At 43.4% G+C, this 15,231-nt stretch carries 17 protein-coding genes and 1 pseudogene; 9 read left to right on the forward strand and 9 right to left on the reverse strand.

The features are described from left to right. Positions 1-284 precede the first annotated feature (284 nt). The 4 genes and pseudogenes from O9300_RS07580 to O9300_RS07595 all read right to left on the reverse strand — a co-directional run bounded on the left by O9300_RS07580 (position 285) and on the right by O9300_RS07595 (position 4,087). Entirely contained in the window at positions 285-1,013 is a 729-nt protein-coding gene (locus O9300_RS07580; RefSeq protein ID WP_066029848.1) for a cytochrome c biogenesis protein CcdA, read from the reverse strand. Between the two features lie 18 nt (positions 1,014-1,031). Further along, a pseudogene (locus tag O9300_RS07585) lies at positions 1,032-1,394 on the reverse strand (VOC family protein). A gap of 2 nt (positions 1,395-1,396) precedes the next feature. Then, positions 1,397-2,353 (reverse strand): ABC transporter permease, encoded by a 957-nt coding sequence (locus O9300_RS07590; protein ID WP_272080230.1) that lies wholly within the window; start codon positions 2,351-2,353, stop codon positions 1,397-1,399. Further along, a complete protein-coding gene (locus tag O9300_RS07595; protein ID WP_287971049.1) occupies positions 2,354-4,087 on the reverse strand; it encodes a peptide ABC transporter substrate-binding protein in 1,734 nt (577 codons plus the stop codon). A gap of 204 nt (positions 4,088-4,291) precedes the next feature. Between O9300_RS07595 and O9300_RS07600 the strand changes: the two genes are divergently transcribed. From O9300_RS07600 to O9300_RS07615, 4 genes are all read left to right on the forward strand, one after another. Then, a complete protein-coding gene (locus O9300_RS07600) occupies positions 4,292-4,531 on the forward strand; it encodes a DUF433 domain-containing protein (RefSeq protein WP_287767353.1) in 240 nt (79 codons plus the stop codon). A gap of 430 nt (positions 4,532-4,961) precedes the next feature. Continuing rightward, the gene (locus tag O9300_RS07605; RefSeq protein WP_016514528.1) at positions 4,962-5,633 is read left to right on the forward strand and encodes a hypothetical protein; all 672 of its coding nucleotides are present in this window, start codon (positions 4,962-4,964) and stop codon (positions 5,631-5,633) included. Between the two features lie 467 nt (positions 5,634-6,100). Beyond that, positions 6,101-6,478: a DUF433 domain-containing protein gene (locus O9300_RS07610; protein ID WP_287971052.1), complete on the forward strand. Its 378-nt coding sequence runs from the start codon at positions 6,101-6,103 to the stop codon at positions 6,476-6,478. After that, positions 6,475-6,867, forward strand: coding sequence for a hypothetical protein (locus O9300_RS07615; RefSeq protein ID WP_002791850.1), 393 nt, complete (start codon positions 6,475-6,477; stop codon positions 6,865-6,867). Before O9300_RS07610 ends, O9300_RS07615 begins: the two co-directional genes overlap by 4 nt. A 332-nt stretch (positions 6,868-7,199) precedes the next feature. Here the strand turns inward: O9300_RS07615 and O9300_RS07620 are convergent, their stop codons facing one another. From O9300_RS07620 to O9300_RS07635, 4 genes are all read right to left on the reverse strand, one after another. Continuing rightward, positions 7,200-8,018, reverse strand: a complete 819-nt coding sequence (locus tag O9300_RS07620; protein WP_287971055.1) for a hypothetical protein — start codon at positions 8,016-8,018, stop codon at positions 7,200-7,202. Positions 8,019-8,325: 307 nt separating this feature from the next. Further along, entirely contained in the window at positions 8,326-9,204 is an 879-nt protein-coding gene (gene murB / locus O9300_RS07625) for a UDP-N-acetylmuramate dehydrogenase (RefSeq protein ID WP_287971056.1), read from the reverse strand. A 99-nt stretch (positions 9,205-9,303) separates the two neighbouring features. Further along, entirely contained in the window at positions 9,304-10,731 is a 1,428-nt protein-coding gene (gene murC, locus O9300_RS07630) for a UDP-N-acetylmuramate--L-alanine ligase (protein ID WP_287971058.1), read from the reverse strand. A 162-nt stretch (positions 10,732-10,893) separates the two neighbouring features. After that, a complete protein-coding gene (locus O9300_RS07635) occupies positions 10,894-11,109 on the reverse strand; it encodes a hypothetical protein (RefSeq protein ID WP_287971060.1) in 216 nt (71 codons plus the stop codon). Between the two features lie 71 nt (positions 11,110-11,180). On the opposite strand from O9300_RS07635, the gene O9300_RS07640 reads away from it, so the two are divergent. After that, entirely contained in the window at positions 11,181-12,197 is a 1,017-nt protein-coding gene (locus O9300_RS07640; protein ID WP_061430221.1) for a type I glyceraldehyde-3-phosphate dehydrogenase, read from the forward strand. Positions 12,198-12,314: 117 nt separating this feature from the next. Here O9300_RS07640 and O9300_RS07645 read toward each other — a convergent pair whose 3' ends face one another. Beyond that, positions 12,315-13,091, reverse strand: coding sequence for an ABC transporter permease (locus tag O9300_RS07645; protein ID WP_287971063.1), 777 nt, complete (start codon positions 13,089-13,091; stop codon positions 12,315-12,317). A gap of 126 nt (positions 13,092-13,217) precedes the next feature. On the opposite strand from O9300_RS07645, the gene O9300_RS07650 reads away from it, so the two are divergent. The 4 genes from O9300_RS07650 to O9300_RS19665 form a co-directional block, all read left to right on the forward strand. Further along, on the forward strand, positions 13,218-14,330 hold the full coding sequence (locus tag O9300_RS07650) for a DegT/DnrJ/EryC1/StrS family aminotransferase (protein ID WP_287971066.1): 1,113 nt from the start codon (positions 13,218-13,220) through the stop codon (positions 14,328-14,330). A gap of 193 nt (positions 14,331-14,523) precedes the next feature. Continuing rightward, positions 14,524-14,829, forward strand: a complete 306-nt coding sequence (locus O9300_RS07655; protein WP_287971068.1) for a hypothetical protein — start codon at positions 14,524-14,526, stop codon at positions 14,827-14,829. Further along, the gene (locus O9300_RS07660; protein ID WP_287971069.1) at positions 14,829-15,059 is read left to right on the forward strand and encodes a hypothetical protein; all 231 of its coding nucleotides are present in this window, start codon (positions 14,829-14,831) and stop codon (positions 15,057-15,059) included. Before O9300_RS07655 ends, O9300_RS07660 begins: the two co-directional genes overlap by 1 nt. Positions 15,060-15,136: 77 nt before the next feature. After that, positions 15,137-15,231, forward strand: a 95-nt coding sequence (locus tag O9300_RS19665; protein WP_502846391.1) for an IS1634 family transposase N-terminal domain-related protein, incomplete at its 3' end; no start/stop codon positions are given.

Consider the following 15,231-nt stretch of genomic DNA (forward strand, 5'->3'; position numbering starts at 1 on the left):
CATAATAAATATTGGCAGAGGACTAAAGATTAGTTATTGTGACTAACTCTTTTGATTAGAAAAAGATAAACTTGAGAATTTTCATTCAAATTTATTGACTCAAAATCAGCTGTACTTAATTTAAATGAATCAACCCTAGGGATCGACCGGGTTAAACCCGGTCGATCTAGTTAAAAGCAGATGAACCAAGAATCCCCCGCTAAACCGCGCGAGCGGTTAGCGGGGGAGAGTCAAAGTTAAAAGTTTGGCAATTTTAGCCAATTATCCATTGTAACTCTCCACCATCACAGCAGACGGGATAATAAAGAAAAAACTCCAAAACCGATTAATAAAACCCCACTGACAGGATTAATCCACCCGGACCATTGACGCAGGGAAAGAAAGCTTTTCAGCGAGGCAGTAAAAGAACCGACGATAATTAAGGGTAAAACATAGCCAGCAGTGTAGGATAACAATAATCCCCCTCCTAAGCTTAAATCCCCCGTATTTGCCACCCATGCCAATAGAGTTGCCAGAACTGGCGTACTACACGGAGAGGCAATTAGACCAAATGTTAAACCGAGAAGATAGGACCGCAAAATCGGGGGAAAATCGCCGGTAATCCAATCGGTAGCGCCAAGGGAGGGGAAGCGCAGGGGTAATAATTCCAAGAGGTTTAACCCCATAAAAATAGCGATCGCACTGACGATAATTGGTAAACCGATCCCCACCTGTCCATAGACTTTTCCTAAAGTAGCGGCAATTAGTCCCAATCCCGCTAAGGTGGTGGCTAATCCCAGGGAAAACCATGTGGACTGCCAAAAAGCCGCTAAACGGCCTTGATTTTCGTAACCCCCGATATAAGCGACGGTAATCGGCAACATCGACAGCATACAGGGGGTAAGACTGGTGAGTAAACCGGCTAGAAAAATCACGGCAATACTGACAAAACTAAGGTGAGTTAGTTGGGAAGTCACTAAGCGATCGGCGTATTGTTCAAGGTGATAGAGTTGAGTCTGTAATTGGTCTAACATATCGGGGAATTTTTCAGGCTAAATTTGGCTCATTTCTAGGATATTACCATCGGGATCACTGACAAATAATGCCTTTCTGCCTGAGGCACTCATTTGAATTGTATAACCTTGACTTTCTAGATAGTTAACCATGGTTGCCACGTCATCAATAGCGAAGGCAATATGAGGATTGCGTCCCCATTTTTCGGGATTGGGACGGTAGTTTTGGTAATTGGTATCGACAATTAAATGAATTTGATAATCTCCCACTTGATACCAAACCCCATCGTATTGCAAAGGGCGATCGATTCTAGCCAATCCTAGAACATTTTCCTAAAAGTTAACGGCTTTTTCTAGATCGGTGACTAAAATCGTCGTGTGTAAGGATTCTGTAATGTTCATAGTTAATATCTGACTCGCGGATCGAGCCAACTATAGGTTAAATCGGCAATTAAGTTAAAGATAACAATTAAAATCCCATAGATAAAGGTAATCGCCATCACTACGGGGGTATCACTGCGGGAAATAGAATCAATTAATAAAGCACCGATACCCGGCACACGAAACACTTGTTCTGTGACTAAAGCTCCAGTAAAAATTGAGGGAATATCAAGAGCAATCAGGGTGACAACGGGGATTAAAGCATTACGCACTATATGCTTAGTTAGGACAGAAAAATTAGTTAGTCCCTTGGCTAAGGCAGTTTTAACGTACTCTTGGTGAATTTCTTCAGTTACGGAAGAACGCACAAAACGCATCAACATCGCCCCTTGATATAAGCTTAATACAGTTACGGGCATAATTGACTGTTTAACCTGCTCGATCAAACTATTAAAATCGCTAATTTCTAGGGTACTGTTATAAAAAGATGGTAGCCAGTTTAACTGCACACTAAAGATAATTATTAATAATAATCCCGTCACAAAGGTGGGTAAAGAAAAGCCAAGCAGGGAAAAAGTAGAGATGATTTTGTCTAACCAAGAATAGCGCTTGACTGCTGAAATTACGCCCAAAGGAAAAGCAATTAAAACCCCGAAAATATAGGCAATACCGACAATCCAGAGAGTTGTGGGTAAACGCTGCCAAATGAGGGTAAAAACCGGGCTGCGACTGGTGAAAGAATAGCCCATATCTCCTTGAAGAAATGCTAACAACCACTTGACATAACGCACGGGAAGCGGTTGATCTAATCCGAGACTTTTGCGAATATTTTCTCGCACCGCTTCGGTGATAGCTGGATTAGCGGCAAATTCCCCCATCGGATCCCCCGGCGCTAGGGCCAAAATGCCAAAAACCACCATACTAATAGCTAAAAGAGTGGGAATCGAAAATAATAATCTTATCAGAAAATATTTGAGCATTTATTTACTACGCTTCCAGTCCTTGATGTTCCAAGTATTTCTATCCCAGGGAGTTAATTTAAACCCCGACAAACTATTGCTAATTGCCACCACATCGGCACGATGAACTAGGGGAATAATCACAAAATCATTGATTAACATATCATTCATTTTAATCACTATTTCTCGACGTTTTTCTGGGTTTAATTCTTGACTAAAAGCTTGCCATAATTTATCATATTCAGGATTACAATAACGAGCATAATTATCCCCGGCCCAACCATCAGCTTTTTGGGGAATTTCGCTACAGGTAAAGGTTTTAAAATAGGCTTTCGGATCGGGACTATTATTACCGGTAGTGTACATTTGTAGGTCAGCATAAAACTTTTCTACCGTGTCATCGTTAGCAGGATCGCTAGAAAAGAAAATACTGGCATCAACAGTTTTTAATTCTACTCCTATCCCGATCGCTTGTAAACTTTGTTTGATAATTTCTTGGGTTTTCTGACGGAGAGGATTGACAGTGGTTTGAAAAACTAATTTCATTTCTACCCCATTTTTATCCCTAGTGCCATCACCATTACTATCTTTCCATCCCGCATCATCTAGTAATTTCTTAGCCTTTTCTAGATTAAATTCATAGCGAGTATTGGGAGAATTATATTCCGATGGCATCACGATAAAATTAGGAGTTGTTTTCCCAGTAATACCATAAAGTTGCGTGGCAATAGTATCTCTATCAACGGCTAAAGATAAAGCTTCTCTTACTTTTACATCACTCAAAAAAGGATGGGGAAACTTAATACTAGACCTCTCACCTTCGGGAGTAGCTTGATTAGGATCGCTCAAATTAAATAAAACTCGTTCAATCAAAGAACCGAAACTAGATATTAACTGACCCCGACCCGCTTTTTCTAAATCACTTAAAACCTTGGCCTCTACTTGCAAATTATAGGCATAATCTGCCTCCTGTGTCTGTAAAACCGCTCGTGCCGCAGAAGTGGCATCACCTCCTCCTTTTAATTCTATTCTTTGAAAACCCAATTTATCCGCTTCTCGAAAGAAAGAATTTGGTTCATAAACTGCCGTATCTCCCGGTTTAAATTCTACCACTTTATAGGGACCCGTTCCCACCGGTAATAAATTAGCAGGGGCCTGGCGTGCCGTTTCATTGCTATACTTTTCATAGAGATGTGCTGGTAAAATCATCCCTTCTGTTCCCACAAAAACTAATGACCAAGCGGGATTAACTTGTTTAAAAGTTATTTTAACCGTATGGGGATCGATCGCTTCCACACTTTTAACTATTTCATAATTGCCAGCGCTAGTAGAACCAGTTTTCGGATTGGTAATAAAATTATAGGTAGCGATGACATCTTTGGCAGTAAAAGGAGTACCATCTGACCATTTAATATCTTTTTTTAGCTTCCATGTCACCGATTTACCATCCGGGGCAACTCCCCCATTTTCAATAGTAGGAATTTCTGCCGCTAAAAAAGGAACTAATTCCCCTTTTTCATCGAAACTAGCCAAAGGTTCTAAGGTAATGCGACTCGCTTCTGAGTCTTTGAATCCCGTGGAGAGATGGGGATTTAAAATCGTCGGTGCTTGCCAATATAAAAGTTTTAAAGTTTCTGAATTATTATTGGTCGTTGCTGGGGGATTATTAGCTGTTTGTTGACGACAAGCACTAAAAAGCAGCGTACAACTAAGGGATAAAATTAACAGGGGCAAGAAAAGCGATCGCTTAAACATTTTTAGTGACAATCAATAGTTCAACAGGGTGACTTAGGTGATTCCCTACCCCACCAATAACAAGTTATCAGACATTGAGTCTTGATCTCGATCGATTAATTGATTATTTGCCTTTATCCATTCCTAGTCAAGTTAAATCGATCATGCTATAGTAGCGATGCTGTACTAGACAATAAAATTCTAGGCACGGCGACGAAAATGCTTATGACCTTATTTCATCAGGGTGCGACAGCAGCGGAAATCGTTAATCGTTACCCATCACTAAACCTAGCTGACGTTTACGCCACGATCGCTTTTTACCTCAAGCACCAATCGGAAGTAGAATCCTACTTGCAACAGCGACAACAGCAAGCACAGGAGATTCGGGTAATCAATCAAGGGAGATTTGACCCCCAGGGATTGCGGGATCGCTTTCTTGCGCGTAAAGCAGCGCGGCAAGCATGATTAAGCTTCTGGTTGATGAGAACTTTGATAATACTTAACTGGTGCGTTACGGCGGATTACTAATTTGGGTTTTTCATTCCAAGGTTATCACCGCCTAACGCACCCTACAAAATTGCTTTTGCATGAGTAGAAAACGGGTTTCTCCGAGAAACCCGTTTTCTGTGCGTTACTCAACGGATTTAGTGCGATCACCGATCTTGTAGGGTGCGTTAATGAAATGTAACGCACCTTATCTAATGTTCAAAATCCGTGCGTTACGCTAACGCTAACACAGGCTACATCATATCGATCGCAAAGATAAATAATTGATAAGCGATCGGCGCATAACACATCATTGGAGCGGACAATATTAGAGTAGTTTACGCTTAGTTGAACGGAATCTCTTGCTGCTCAATTAAGCCGTTATGTTTCATTCGGAGCGCTAGCCTAAGTGGAATTTGTTTACGCAGATGAATTGAAGCGCTCCTTCTCGGTGCGAGGGCATTTCTATGACGTAGAAATCGCCGGAAAAGTGTTTCCGTGCCGAAGCGTTTTGGAAATTATCGCCAATGCCGGAGATTCTGAAGCCACAGGGGTGCCGGACGCGGTAGTGATAATGATGAATCCGGGTTCTTCTAGGCCACTCGATATAAGTTACATTCCAAAATGCTACTCAGTGAGCGATGTACTTGATGGCGGATGGTCGAGGGAACTGATTCCAGCCAGGCCAGATAACGCGCAGTACCAACTGATGCGCCTGATGTTGCTAAAGAGGTGGAAGCACGTCAGGGTTCTCAACCTATCAGATCTCAGAAACGGAAACAGCGGCAGCTTTTCAGTGGATTTTGAGGATGCTCAGAAGCGTGACCCCTCCAGTCCCCATAGCATTATCCATCCCAAGCGGCTCGGCGGGCTTCAACGTGATTGTGCGGGAAGTTCTCGCATAGTTGCAGCATGGGGTTCTACTGAAGTACTTCGAAATGCTGCTATTGCATTCTTATCCGAAATCCCTGGGGTGCAGGGGCTACAGTTGGACTACCCTTGGTACCGCTATCCCAGTCCATATAGAAAAGATCAGAAGATCGATTGGTTAATCAGTGCCTTCGATAAACTTGAAACATAACACTTCGTTCCAGGGTCCGCTGCGCGATAAAGCTGCGCAGCGCCCCTGAACTCGAACGTTATGCTGAAACGATACGCCCGTTAAAGTTATGTATTTTTAGACAAGTTTAAGCAAGCAAAAGTTATCGGTTTCGTTGATGAAAGTGGATTTCTTGGTAAGTGAGGAGACGATAAATTTCCTTGCACCGGAGCAAGAATAACACGGGTGGAATTCCACAAAGAGGTTTCCAAACACCGTATTACTCCCTTTGATGATGGCATAGGACGGGGTGACGCTCACACAAATGATACTGAACTGCCAGATGTTGGAGTTCACTACTGGCTAGATGCAGGAACGAGGCTGAAATACATTTTGAAGGTCTGGGTTGAGGATTAAGGATTTTGTGAATCAGTCGTTGGGGGGCGTTGGCTCCCCTTGCTTTTTTTGTGCGCTACTATGGAATTAAATGATTAAAAGCTAAGACTGCTATGGCACTGGCATCGAATGGACAAACAGCTATAATCCGCACAGAGCGAGGGCTTACAATTGCGGATACTCGTATTACTCTGTATGACGTAATGGATTATCTCAAAGCTCAGTATCCACCCAAGTTTATTCGTGATGCCTTCAATTTTACAGATGCTCAGATTCATGCTGCCCTTTCCTACATTGAAACACATCGAACAGAAGTGGAAGCAGAGTATCAGGAGATTTTAAAGACTGCCGCAGAAACTAAACAATTTTGGGAAGAGAGGAATCGCGAACGTTTTGCTCGGATCGCTGCTACTCCTCCTCGTCCAGGCTATGAAGCGGTTAGAGCTAAACTTCAGGAACGGAGAGCAAAGCGGGAAGCGAAGAAGCAATGATTGTTCTGGCTGATTACAACTTGAATCGGCAGGCAATTCTGATCTCTGGAAGTCTTGTTGTTAGCGGGTTATTAGATCTCGCTCTAATTCGGTTGAGGACATTTGAAGACGTTGGCTTACCCGCAGACAGCAATGATCGAGTAGTTTGGAGATTTGCCCAAACCAACGGGATGCTATTACTTACGGCAAACCGGAATGCGAAGGGTGAAGACTCGTTGGAACAAGTAATGCGTGAAGAAAATCAACCGACTTCATTTCCGATCATTACGATTGGCGATCCGGATAGGGTCAATGAATCTGACTATCGAGAACGCTGCGTTGAAAGGCTTGTAGAAATTGTGATCGATATCCAAGACTATATGGGGGCTGGTCGGTTGTTTATTCCATAAGGTGATTGGCGCATCATATCTGTTGGTGACACGGCATAACAACCCCAATGCACTCCGACCGACGAAAGCTAATCAGTGTGATCGCCGATCTTGTAGGGTGCGTTCCCTAATGTGGCTCCTACCGCTCCACTAGCAGTAGGCTAATCTGGCTAACACGCTTTTGGGTGTGATATACGGAAAAGTTCTGGCGATCGCGCCTAAATGGGGTGAGATGCCGAAAGTTGACCCATATCATTACTTTTAGGAGTGTTATACGGAAATTTTCCGTATAATCAATAGTTAGACCGCCAATTCTCGGTTGAGACAGTATGCAAAAGTTGTTTGTGGGGAAGTCATGCTTTTGGTTTTTTTGGGCGAGCGTGAACAGAACTGTTTAGATTCAATCCGCCTGCCATAAAGTTTCCCTCATCAATCATCTCTGGCCATTCAGAATGTTTTATGTCAGTTAAGCGAAGTGGAATCTCAGCAGTCTCTTCTAGCTTGAGATCACGATAGGTTGTTAATTCGTCGAGTCCTTCATATTGTTCTAAATTGCAAACCACGTAAGCTACTGGAAAATATTTAAGGATGCTAAAGGTTCCAAGTTCACTAAATTCACTTAAGTTTCCTCTGACCGCAGGCATAATGACATCACGAACAACCACAATTTCTTCATATGGATAAATCCAGTAAAAAATTTTAATTTCTTCAGGGATCTGAGCTTGATCATCAAACAGAAATTCGCGTATTTTCTGAACAACAACATTATGGTCTATAACTCCCTTCGCTGCAACTAAATGACCAAGAATAGCTCTAATCAATATTGCTGGTTGCGTCTTGTAATGAATCATTGGTGGAACTTCCACAATTGATTTAAGAATCCTGCCTACTCCAAGAGCAAAGCTATTAAGAACTGGGTCGTAGCGACGCCCCAAGCGTGTATTACATTGTTCGCAAAGGGTTCGATACTTCACACCATTCTGTGAAATAGGACGTTTCTGTTCTTCAGGGTGGCCAGTCAAACGTTGTACAATCGTGATCTGCTCAACAGGCTTCAAATCAAAACCTCTCTTTGGTGGGACGTGATCCCAGCTTAGAGAAGCTGATTGTTTACAAATATTGCAAAGACCTACTTTTCCACGCTTTCCTTGATTAATGTAATGAATATCCATTAGACGATTCTAGAATTAGAAGGGTTAGTTTTTACAGCAATTCTAACTCTTAATAAGAATGCATTGCCGTAGCAGCGCGGTCTAACAACCCCAATGCACACCGACCGACGAAAGGTTATCGGTTAGAGTTCAAGGTTATCTGCGGCGGGTGATTGGGAACGTTAGCCGTAGGGTGCGTTCCCTAATGTGGCTCCTACCGCTCCACCAATAGATTTTGGGGAACGCACCATGCTAGAGGATTATAAAAATATTTGCCGTCGCACTCCAGCCCATCGTGGCTGAGTTCAACCGTTATCGAGAAAAATAGTTAAATCCCGTCAAATTCCCCTAAAACTTTCACTTCTGGTTCTAACCAGAGGGACCAGCGATCGAACACTTGTTCCTGCACATGACGAATTAAACGCAGAATATCCGAGGCTTTTGCTGAACCAATATTCAGGATAAAATTAGCGTGTAATTCTGATACTTGCGCCCCACCAATTTGATAACCTTTTAATCCCATTCCCTCAATTAAAGCCCCGGCAAATTGCGGTTTAGGATTGCGGAAAACACTACCACAACTGGGACGATCATAGGGTTGGGTACTTTTGCGATGGCGTAAATTATGGGTAGTAATTGCCATTATTTCCTCGCAATTATCGGTAGCTTCTAACTGAAATGTGGCTTCGATAACTAAACGTTGATCCCCTTGCAGAGAAGAACTGCGATAACTATAATTTAAATCTTCTTTGCTTAAAGTTTCTAACTGACCATCGGGATTTAATACCAGCGCCCGCACTAATCGATCCGCCACACAGGAGGTGTGCGCCCCCGCATTCATGACCACAGCACCCCCCACCGTACCGGGGATACCCACCGCCCATTCTAAGCCCCTCCAGCCCCTTTTTGCCGCTCTCCAAGCTATTTTTGGCAGGGGTTCCCCCGCCGCTGCTGTAATCGTAGCAGTTTCGGCATCAAAACAACTCGATCGCAGATGACGAGTATTGAGGACAAGTCCGGGTAAACCTCGATCGCTGATTAGTAAATTTGAACCGGCCCCCAAAACAGTCAAGGGTAAATCTTGCGATCGCAACCAAGCGAACACTTCTCTTAATTCCTCTAGATTAACTGGTTCGGCATACCATTGCGCTCTTCCCCCCACCCGGTAGGAAGTGAAATCAGCTAGAGAAACAGAGGTTTTAATCATAGGGTTTTAGGGGGTTGGGGAGCATTTTCAGTGAACAGTAATCAGTAAACAGTAAACATAATAACTGATAACTGATAACTGATAACTGATAACTGACTCCTATACTCTAACTGCTAATTGTTCGCGGTAAAGAGAGAGCATTTCGGGGATAACTTGATTGAGATTGCCAGCGCCGAGGAACATGGCTAGATCCCCTGGTTGGAGAATTTCTAGCAGGAATTGACCTAAAGAACTCAATTCAGGGTGATAGTAGGCATTTTTATGGTGTTTTCTCACCTGTTCGACCACTTGCTGCCCCGTGACGTGATTGATATTCACTTCCCCGGCACTATAAATATCCGTTAAGACTACCACATCGGCGGAACTAAAAGCGGCTCCAAATTCCTCTAAAAAAGTAGTGGTGCGACTGTAACGATGGGGTTGGAAAATAGCGATCGAACGTTGGTACTGTTTGCCTTCTACCTTTAATTTTGCCGCCGCTAAAGTAGCCAACAATTCGCTAGGATGGTGGGCATAATCATCGATAAAAGTAATGCCGTTTGCTTCTCCCTTGTGTTCAAAACGGCGTTTTGCCCCAGCAAAAGTAGCGATCGCATCGGCAATAACGGCAAATTCTAAACCGAGATAACGTCCGATGGCCACCACTGCCAAAGCATTACTAATATTATGTTGCCCCGGGATTTTCACTTCCATTTGTCCCAGATAACTGCCTTTTTCCCAGACGGAAGCTTTCATCATTCCCTGTTCATAGATAATCTCGCTGACGGTGTAATCGGCACCTTTTTCGGGATCGAGACTATAACTAATCGTCGGACGGAAATGCTCGGCGATCGTGTCACAATCTAAACAAGCGACTAAAATCTGGCACTGATGGGCGAATTCATGGAAAGTATCGATAACTTCGCTTAAATTATGGTAATGATCTGGGTGATCTAGCTCAATATTAGTGATTACGCCGATTTTCGGGGCGTGTTTTGTTAGGGAACCATCGGACTCATCGGCCTCTGCCACCAAAAAACGACCTTGACCAAGACGAGCGTTACCTTCCCAAGCGTCCACCTCACCACCGACAATGATCGTGGGGTCTAATCCCGCTTCTAACAAAACGTAACCGATTAGGCTGCTAGTGGTGGTTTTTCCGTGGGTGCCGGCGACGGCGATACTGTCGTAATCAGCGATTAAAGCCGCTAAAACGTCGCTACGGTGAAAAATTGGGTATCCTAAGTCTCTGGCCGCTTGATATTCCTTGTTATGGTCATTAATCGCCGTGGAGCAGATTACTTGCGGAACTGTTTGGCTAATGTTTTGAGGGCCCGGAGAATGAAATAAAGCTAAATTATTTGCCTCTTGACGGTGGAAAATGTGCGCTCCCGCTCCCTGTAGCCGTTGGGTGATATGAGTAGGACGTAAATCCGAGCCAGACACAGGTAAATTGCGCTTGGCTAAGATATAAGCGAGGGCTGACATCCCAATACCGCCAATACCGATAAAATGGAAAGGTTGGCCGTTAAAATTAACTTTTTTCACTGTTTTCACTCCTCAGACCCACGATTATATAAGTTTTAAACTCGATCGGTAGTAAAGTCAACTTCATGATAGGGGCATTTGAGCAGAATTCCCAAATGTTGCCCAGTTGCCTTGCAAAATCCTTGACGCAGAATTAAAATTTTTTCTCCCAATTCCTTTTTTTTAGGCTGTGGGAAGTGGGGTGTGGGTGTGGGTGTGGGGTGTGGGGTCTGGGGTGTGGGGTGTGGGGTGTGGGGTGTGGGGTGTAGGGTGTGGGGTGTGGGGAGGTGAGGAGAATAAATAAAAATAATCTCCTGTCTCCTGTCTCGTAGTCTCCTGTCTCCTGTCTCCTGAATGGTGAGCTAATAAATTATTTCCGATCGGGATCGCAAAGTTCAACCTTTAAGGTATGATTGGGAACATTAATTATTTTTTTATGTATTGCACTAAAACGTAGAGGGCAAGCAGCAGTGATTAGAGTAGCGATCAATGGTTTCGGACGGATTGGACGTAATTTCCTAAGATGTTGGTTAGGACGGACTGATAGTGGCTTGGAGGTAGTGGGGATCAATGATACATCCGATCCCCGAAGTAACGCTCACCTGCTCAAATATGACTCGATGTTAGGCAAACTTAACGCTAATATCGATGCCGATGATAATTCTTTAATTGTTAACGGTAAAACCATTAAATGTTATTCCGATCGCAATCCCCTCAATCTGCCCTGGGCAGAATGGGGTGTAGATCTAGTGATCGAAGCTACTGGTGTTTTCGTCGATGAAGAGGGCGCTTCTAAGCATATTGTCGCAGGAGCTAAAAAAGTCCTCATTACCGCACCGGGTAAAGGTTCGGGTGTGGGAACCTATGTCGTCGGTGTCAACGCTCACGAATACGAACACGATAAATACAATGTCATCAGCAATGCCAGTTGTACCACCAACTGTCTGGCTCCTGTCGTCAAAGTGATTCACGAAAACTTCGGCATCATCAAAGGGACGATGACCACCACCCACAGTTACACTGGTGATCAACGCATTCTTGATGCTAGTCACCGGGATCTCCGTCGCGCTCGCGCCGCTGCCGTTAACATCGTTCCCACCTCCACCGGTGCTGCCAAAGCTGTAGCCTTAGTTATCCCCGAAATGAAAGGGAAACTTAACGGTATCGCCCTGCGTGTACCCACTCCTAACGTTTCTGTAGTGGATTTAGTCGCACAAGTGGAAAAAAGCACGATCGCGGAACAGGTAAACGAAGTCCTCAAAGAAGCTGCGGAAAATTCTTTGAAAGGAATTCTCGAATATAATGATTTACCCCTCGTTTCCTCTGATTATCGCGGTGTTGATGCCTCCTCGATCATCGATGCTAGTCTAACGATGGTGATGGGTGGCGATATGGTGAAAGTTATCGCTTGGTACGATAACGAATGGGGTTACTCCCAACGCGTGGTTGATCTCGCTGAAGTCGTCGCCAGCAAGTGGAAGGCCTAATTTTTAGCCGTCAGGAGATAGGGAAATGGGGTGATGGGGAAATTCAACTAAAACCCCAAAACCCCAAAACCCCAACACTCAACACCCAAAACCCTAACACCCACCTCCCGATTCCTTTCAACTGATAAGTGATAAATTCTCACCGAAAAAGCGCCGATAGATTCCCTCTGTCACCAATTGAGCGGTGATTAGGTTAGCTAGGGCAATCATAAACAGGATCAGTATCTGGTAGGAAGCGGCGTTTAAAGGTTCACTTCCTGCCAATACCTGTCCGGTGAACATTCCGGGTAAACTGACTAAACCCACCACCATCATCTGATTGAGGGTGGGGATTAAACTAGCTCGAATCGCCGCTTTTTGATAATCTGCGATCGCTTGTTGAGGTGTTGCCCCTAAACAAAGATGGGTTTCGATTTCCAAACGGTGACTTTTAATGGCACTGCTTAATCTTTCCCCAGCTAAAGAGGCACTATTCATGGCATTGCCTAACACCATTCCCGTCAAGGGAATCAAGTATTGGGGTGAGTACCATTGTTCTGGTTGAATGATTAAAGCGATCGCATAACCTAAAGTTAGACAGCTACTAATCAATAAAGAGCCGAAAACTAGCGGCAATAGGGCCTTATCCCGGCTATCAATGCGATTTTTAGCAACAATAGTCGCAATAGTCATCATCACTGCCAAAATCCCCAGCACTGCCAGAGGATTATCAAGGGAAAAAATAACGGCGATAACGTAGCCTACCACTAATAATTGCAGGATCGATCGACCGGTCGCTAATAATAATTGTCCCTCTAGAGCTAAATTTGACCAACGGGAGAGGAGTAAACAAATACCCATCATCCCCAAAGCCCAACCTAAATCCACCAGATTTAGTTCTACTAATCCATCCATAAAAATAAAAGAAACAAATTACAAGGACACTTCATCTATAAATAGCAAGTTTATAATTATTTTTGACTAATTATTCCTTTTTTTCCCCAACAAATCCCGATTAGTCTCTAATTTGAGTGAAAGCGCGTGAGTACAATTCCCCCCGTCGATTTATCCCGTCAATACCAAGTCATCAGCGAAGAAGCTAACCATGCCGTTTTAGAAATCCTCCGTTCTGGGCGCTATATTGGTGGCGAAGCTGTGAGCGAATTAGAACGACAATTTGCCCTCTATCACGGTGTTAGCGATTGTGTCGCCTGTAATTCGGGAACCGATGCCCTTTATCTGGCACTGCGCTCCCTCGGTATTCAAGCGGGGGATGAAGTAATTACTTCTACTTTTTCGTTTATTGCCACCGCCGAAGCGATTAATTTAGTCGGGGCAGTGCCGGTTTTTGTCGATATCGATATCAATACTTTTAACCTCGATGTGGCACTGTTGGAAAAAGCGCTTACTCCCCAGACTAAAGCGATTATCCCAGTACACCTTTTTGGGCAATCTGTCAATATGTCTGAGGTGGTAAATTTCGCTCGTTCCCATAATTTATTGGTGATTGAGGATTGCGCTCAAGCAACGGGAGCAGAATGGCATGGGCAGAAAGTGGGGAGTATCGGCGATATTGGCTGTTTTAGCTTCTTTCCCACCAAAAATTTAGGCGGTTGTGGCGATGGTGGCGCAATTACCACCAATAACCCCGAGTTAGCGGCACAAATTCGCATGATTAAAGAACACGGCAGCAAGGTGCGTTATCTCCATGAGGTAATTGGGCTGAATAGCCGCTTAGATGCCATTCAAGCGGTTATTTTGCAAATTAAGCTGAAATATCTCGATTTTTGGAATAATCAACGGATCGAGATTGCCCAACGTTATCGGGAATTACTGCAACCTTTGCCTAATATCACTTTACCTGCCGCTTTAGCCGGAGGTAAGCACGTTTGGAATCAGTACACAATCCTAACGGAAAATCGTGACCAAATTCGGGCGGCTTTGCAGGAAAAAGATGTCCTATCCATGGTTTATTATCCGATTCCTCTGCATTTACAGCCGGTTTATCAGTATTTAGGCTATAAAAAAGGCGATTTACCCGTGGCTGAATTGGCCAGTGAAAAAGTGTTATCTTTACCTATGTTCCCCGATTTAAGCTTCGAGGAACAACAACAGGTAGCCTATGCGCTGAAAGATTGTTTGCATAGTTTTTAAATTGATGATTTAGCCGAGGATTGAACTAATGAGTTAGATAAATGAGCGTTCAAAACCAGCCGAGGATTTACTAAATAACTTAAGAAAAGTCAAGCGTAATTTAGTCTATGATGCCTGGGATTTCTGGCGTACTCTAACTCAAAGAGATGAACTATAAAAAGTCATCAATCAAAGAGAAATTCGTTTTATCGGTTTGAAAAGTAGTGGTAATCATGCGGTGTTAAATTGGATTAGAGCGCAAGAACAAGACCATTGTTTTCTGAATAGTGTCAATGTTAGTACCAGTCCTTTTAGGCATTTTCATCTACACTTCCCCCACAAAGGTTTTCGAGAGGAAGCTTGGGGTAATTTCAAGACTAAAAACTGTTTTTTGTATAGCTACGAAGATCATAGTATTGCCAAAATAACTGAGCCAAAATATCAAAAAAAACATGATCTTTATGTGGGCAAAACCAGTCATAGGTATGATGACTTTTACTCAGAGATCCGTTTAATCTGATGGCCAGTCGTTTGAAAAAGGGACTTTTATCTGTCAAGACAAAAGGAATGTCTCCAGCTGATATGTGGATGGAATACGCCAAAGAATTCCTGGGAGAAACTAGCTATCTAAGCAATAACAAGGTTGTGATTAATTACAATCTATGGTTTTCTGATATTACTGAACTTCACCCATACATATATACCATAACAGCCGAAAACCCTTATCCATCAATGGATGCACCCCCTTAACTTTTCTTAATGTACCCATGTAATTTGTCATATTTCTTAATGGACAAGAATTCTCTCCATTTGCTAAAATGATAGCCATGTATATAGAAAAAGTTCCTAACCGTAATTCCCCCCCCGCTGTTCTTCTTCGAGAGTCCTACCGAGAAGGAGAACAAGTCAAAAAAAGAACCCT

The sequence above is a fragment of the Microcystis sp. LE19-195.1E genome, from assembly GCF_027532095.1.
Lineage (GTDB): Bacteria > Cyanobacteriota > Cyanobacteriia > Cyanobacteriales > Microcystaceae > Microcystis > Microcystis aeruginosa.

Coding starts and splice junctions, on each gene's coding strand:
- O9300_RS07580 (WP_066029848.1), bottom strand. CDS start 1,013: ATGTTAGACCAATTACAGACTCAACTCTATCACCTTGAACAATACGCC.
- O9300_RS07590 (WP_272080230.1), bottom strand. CDS start 2,353: ATGCTCAAATATTTTCTGATAAGATTATTATTTTCGATTCCCACTCTT.
- O9300_RS07595 (WP_287971049.1), bottom strand. CDS start 4,087: ATGTTTAAGCGATCGCTTTTCTTGCCCCTGTTAATTTTATCCCTTAGT.
- O9300_RS07600 (WP_287767353.1), top strand. CDS start 4,292: ATGACCTTATTTCATCAGGGTGCGACAGCAGCGGAAATCGTTAATCGT.
- O9300_RS07610 (WP_287971052.1), top strand. CDS start 6,101: ATGGCACTGGCATCGAATGGACAAACAGCTATAATCCGCACAGAGCGA.
- O9300_RS07615 (WP_002791850.1), top strand. CDS start 6,475: ATGATTGTTCTGGCTGATTACAACTTGAATCGGCAGGCAATTCTGATC.
- O9300_RS07620 (WP_287971055.1), bottom strand. CDS start 8,018: ATGGATATTCATTACATTAATCAAGGAAAGCGTGGAAAAGTAGGTCTT.
- murB (WP_287971056.1), bottom strand. CDS start 9,204: ATGATTAAAACCTCTGTTTCTCTAGCTGATTTCACTTCCTACCGGGTG.
- O9300_RS07645 (WP_287971063.1), bottom strand. CDS start 13,091: ATGGATGGATTAGTAGAACTAAATCTGGTGGATTTAGGTTGGGCTTTG.
- O9300_RS07660 (WP_287971069.1), top strand. CDS start 14,829: ATGGCCAGTCGTTTGAAAAAGGGACTTTTATCTGTCAAGACAAAAGGA.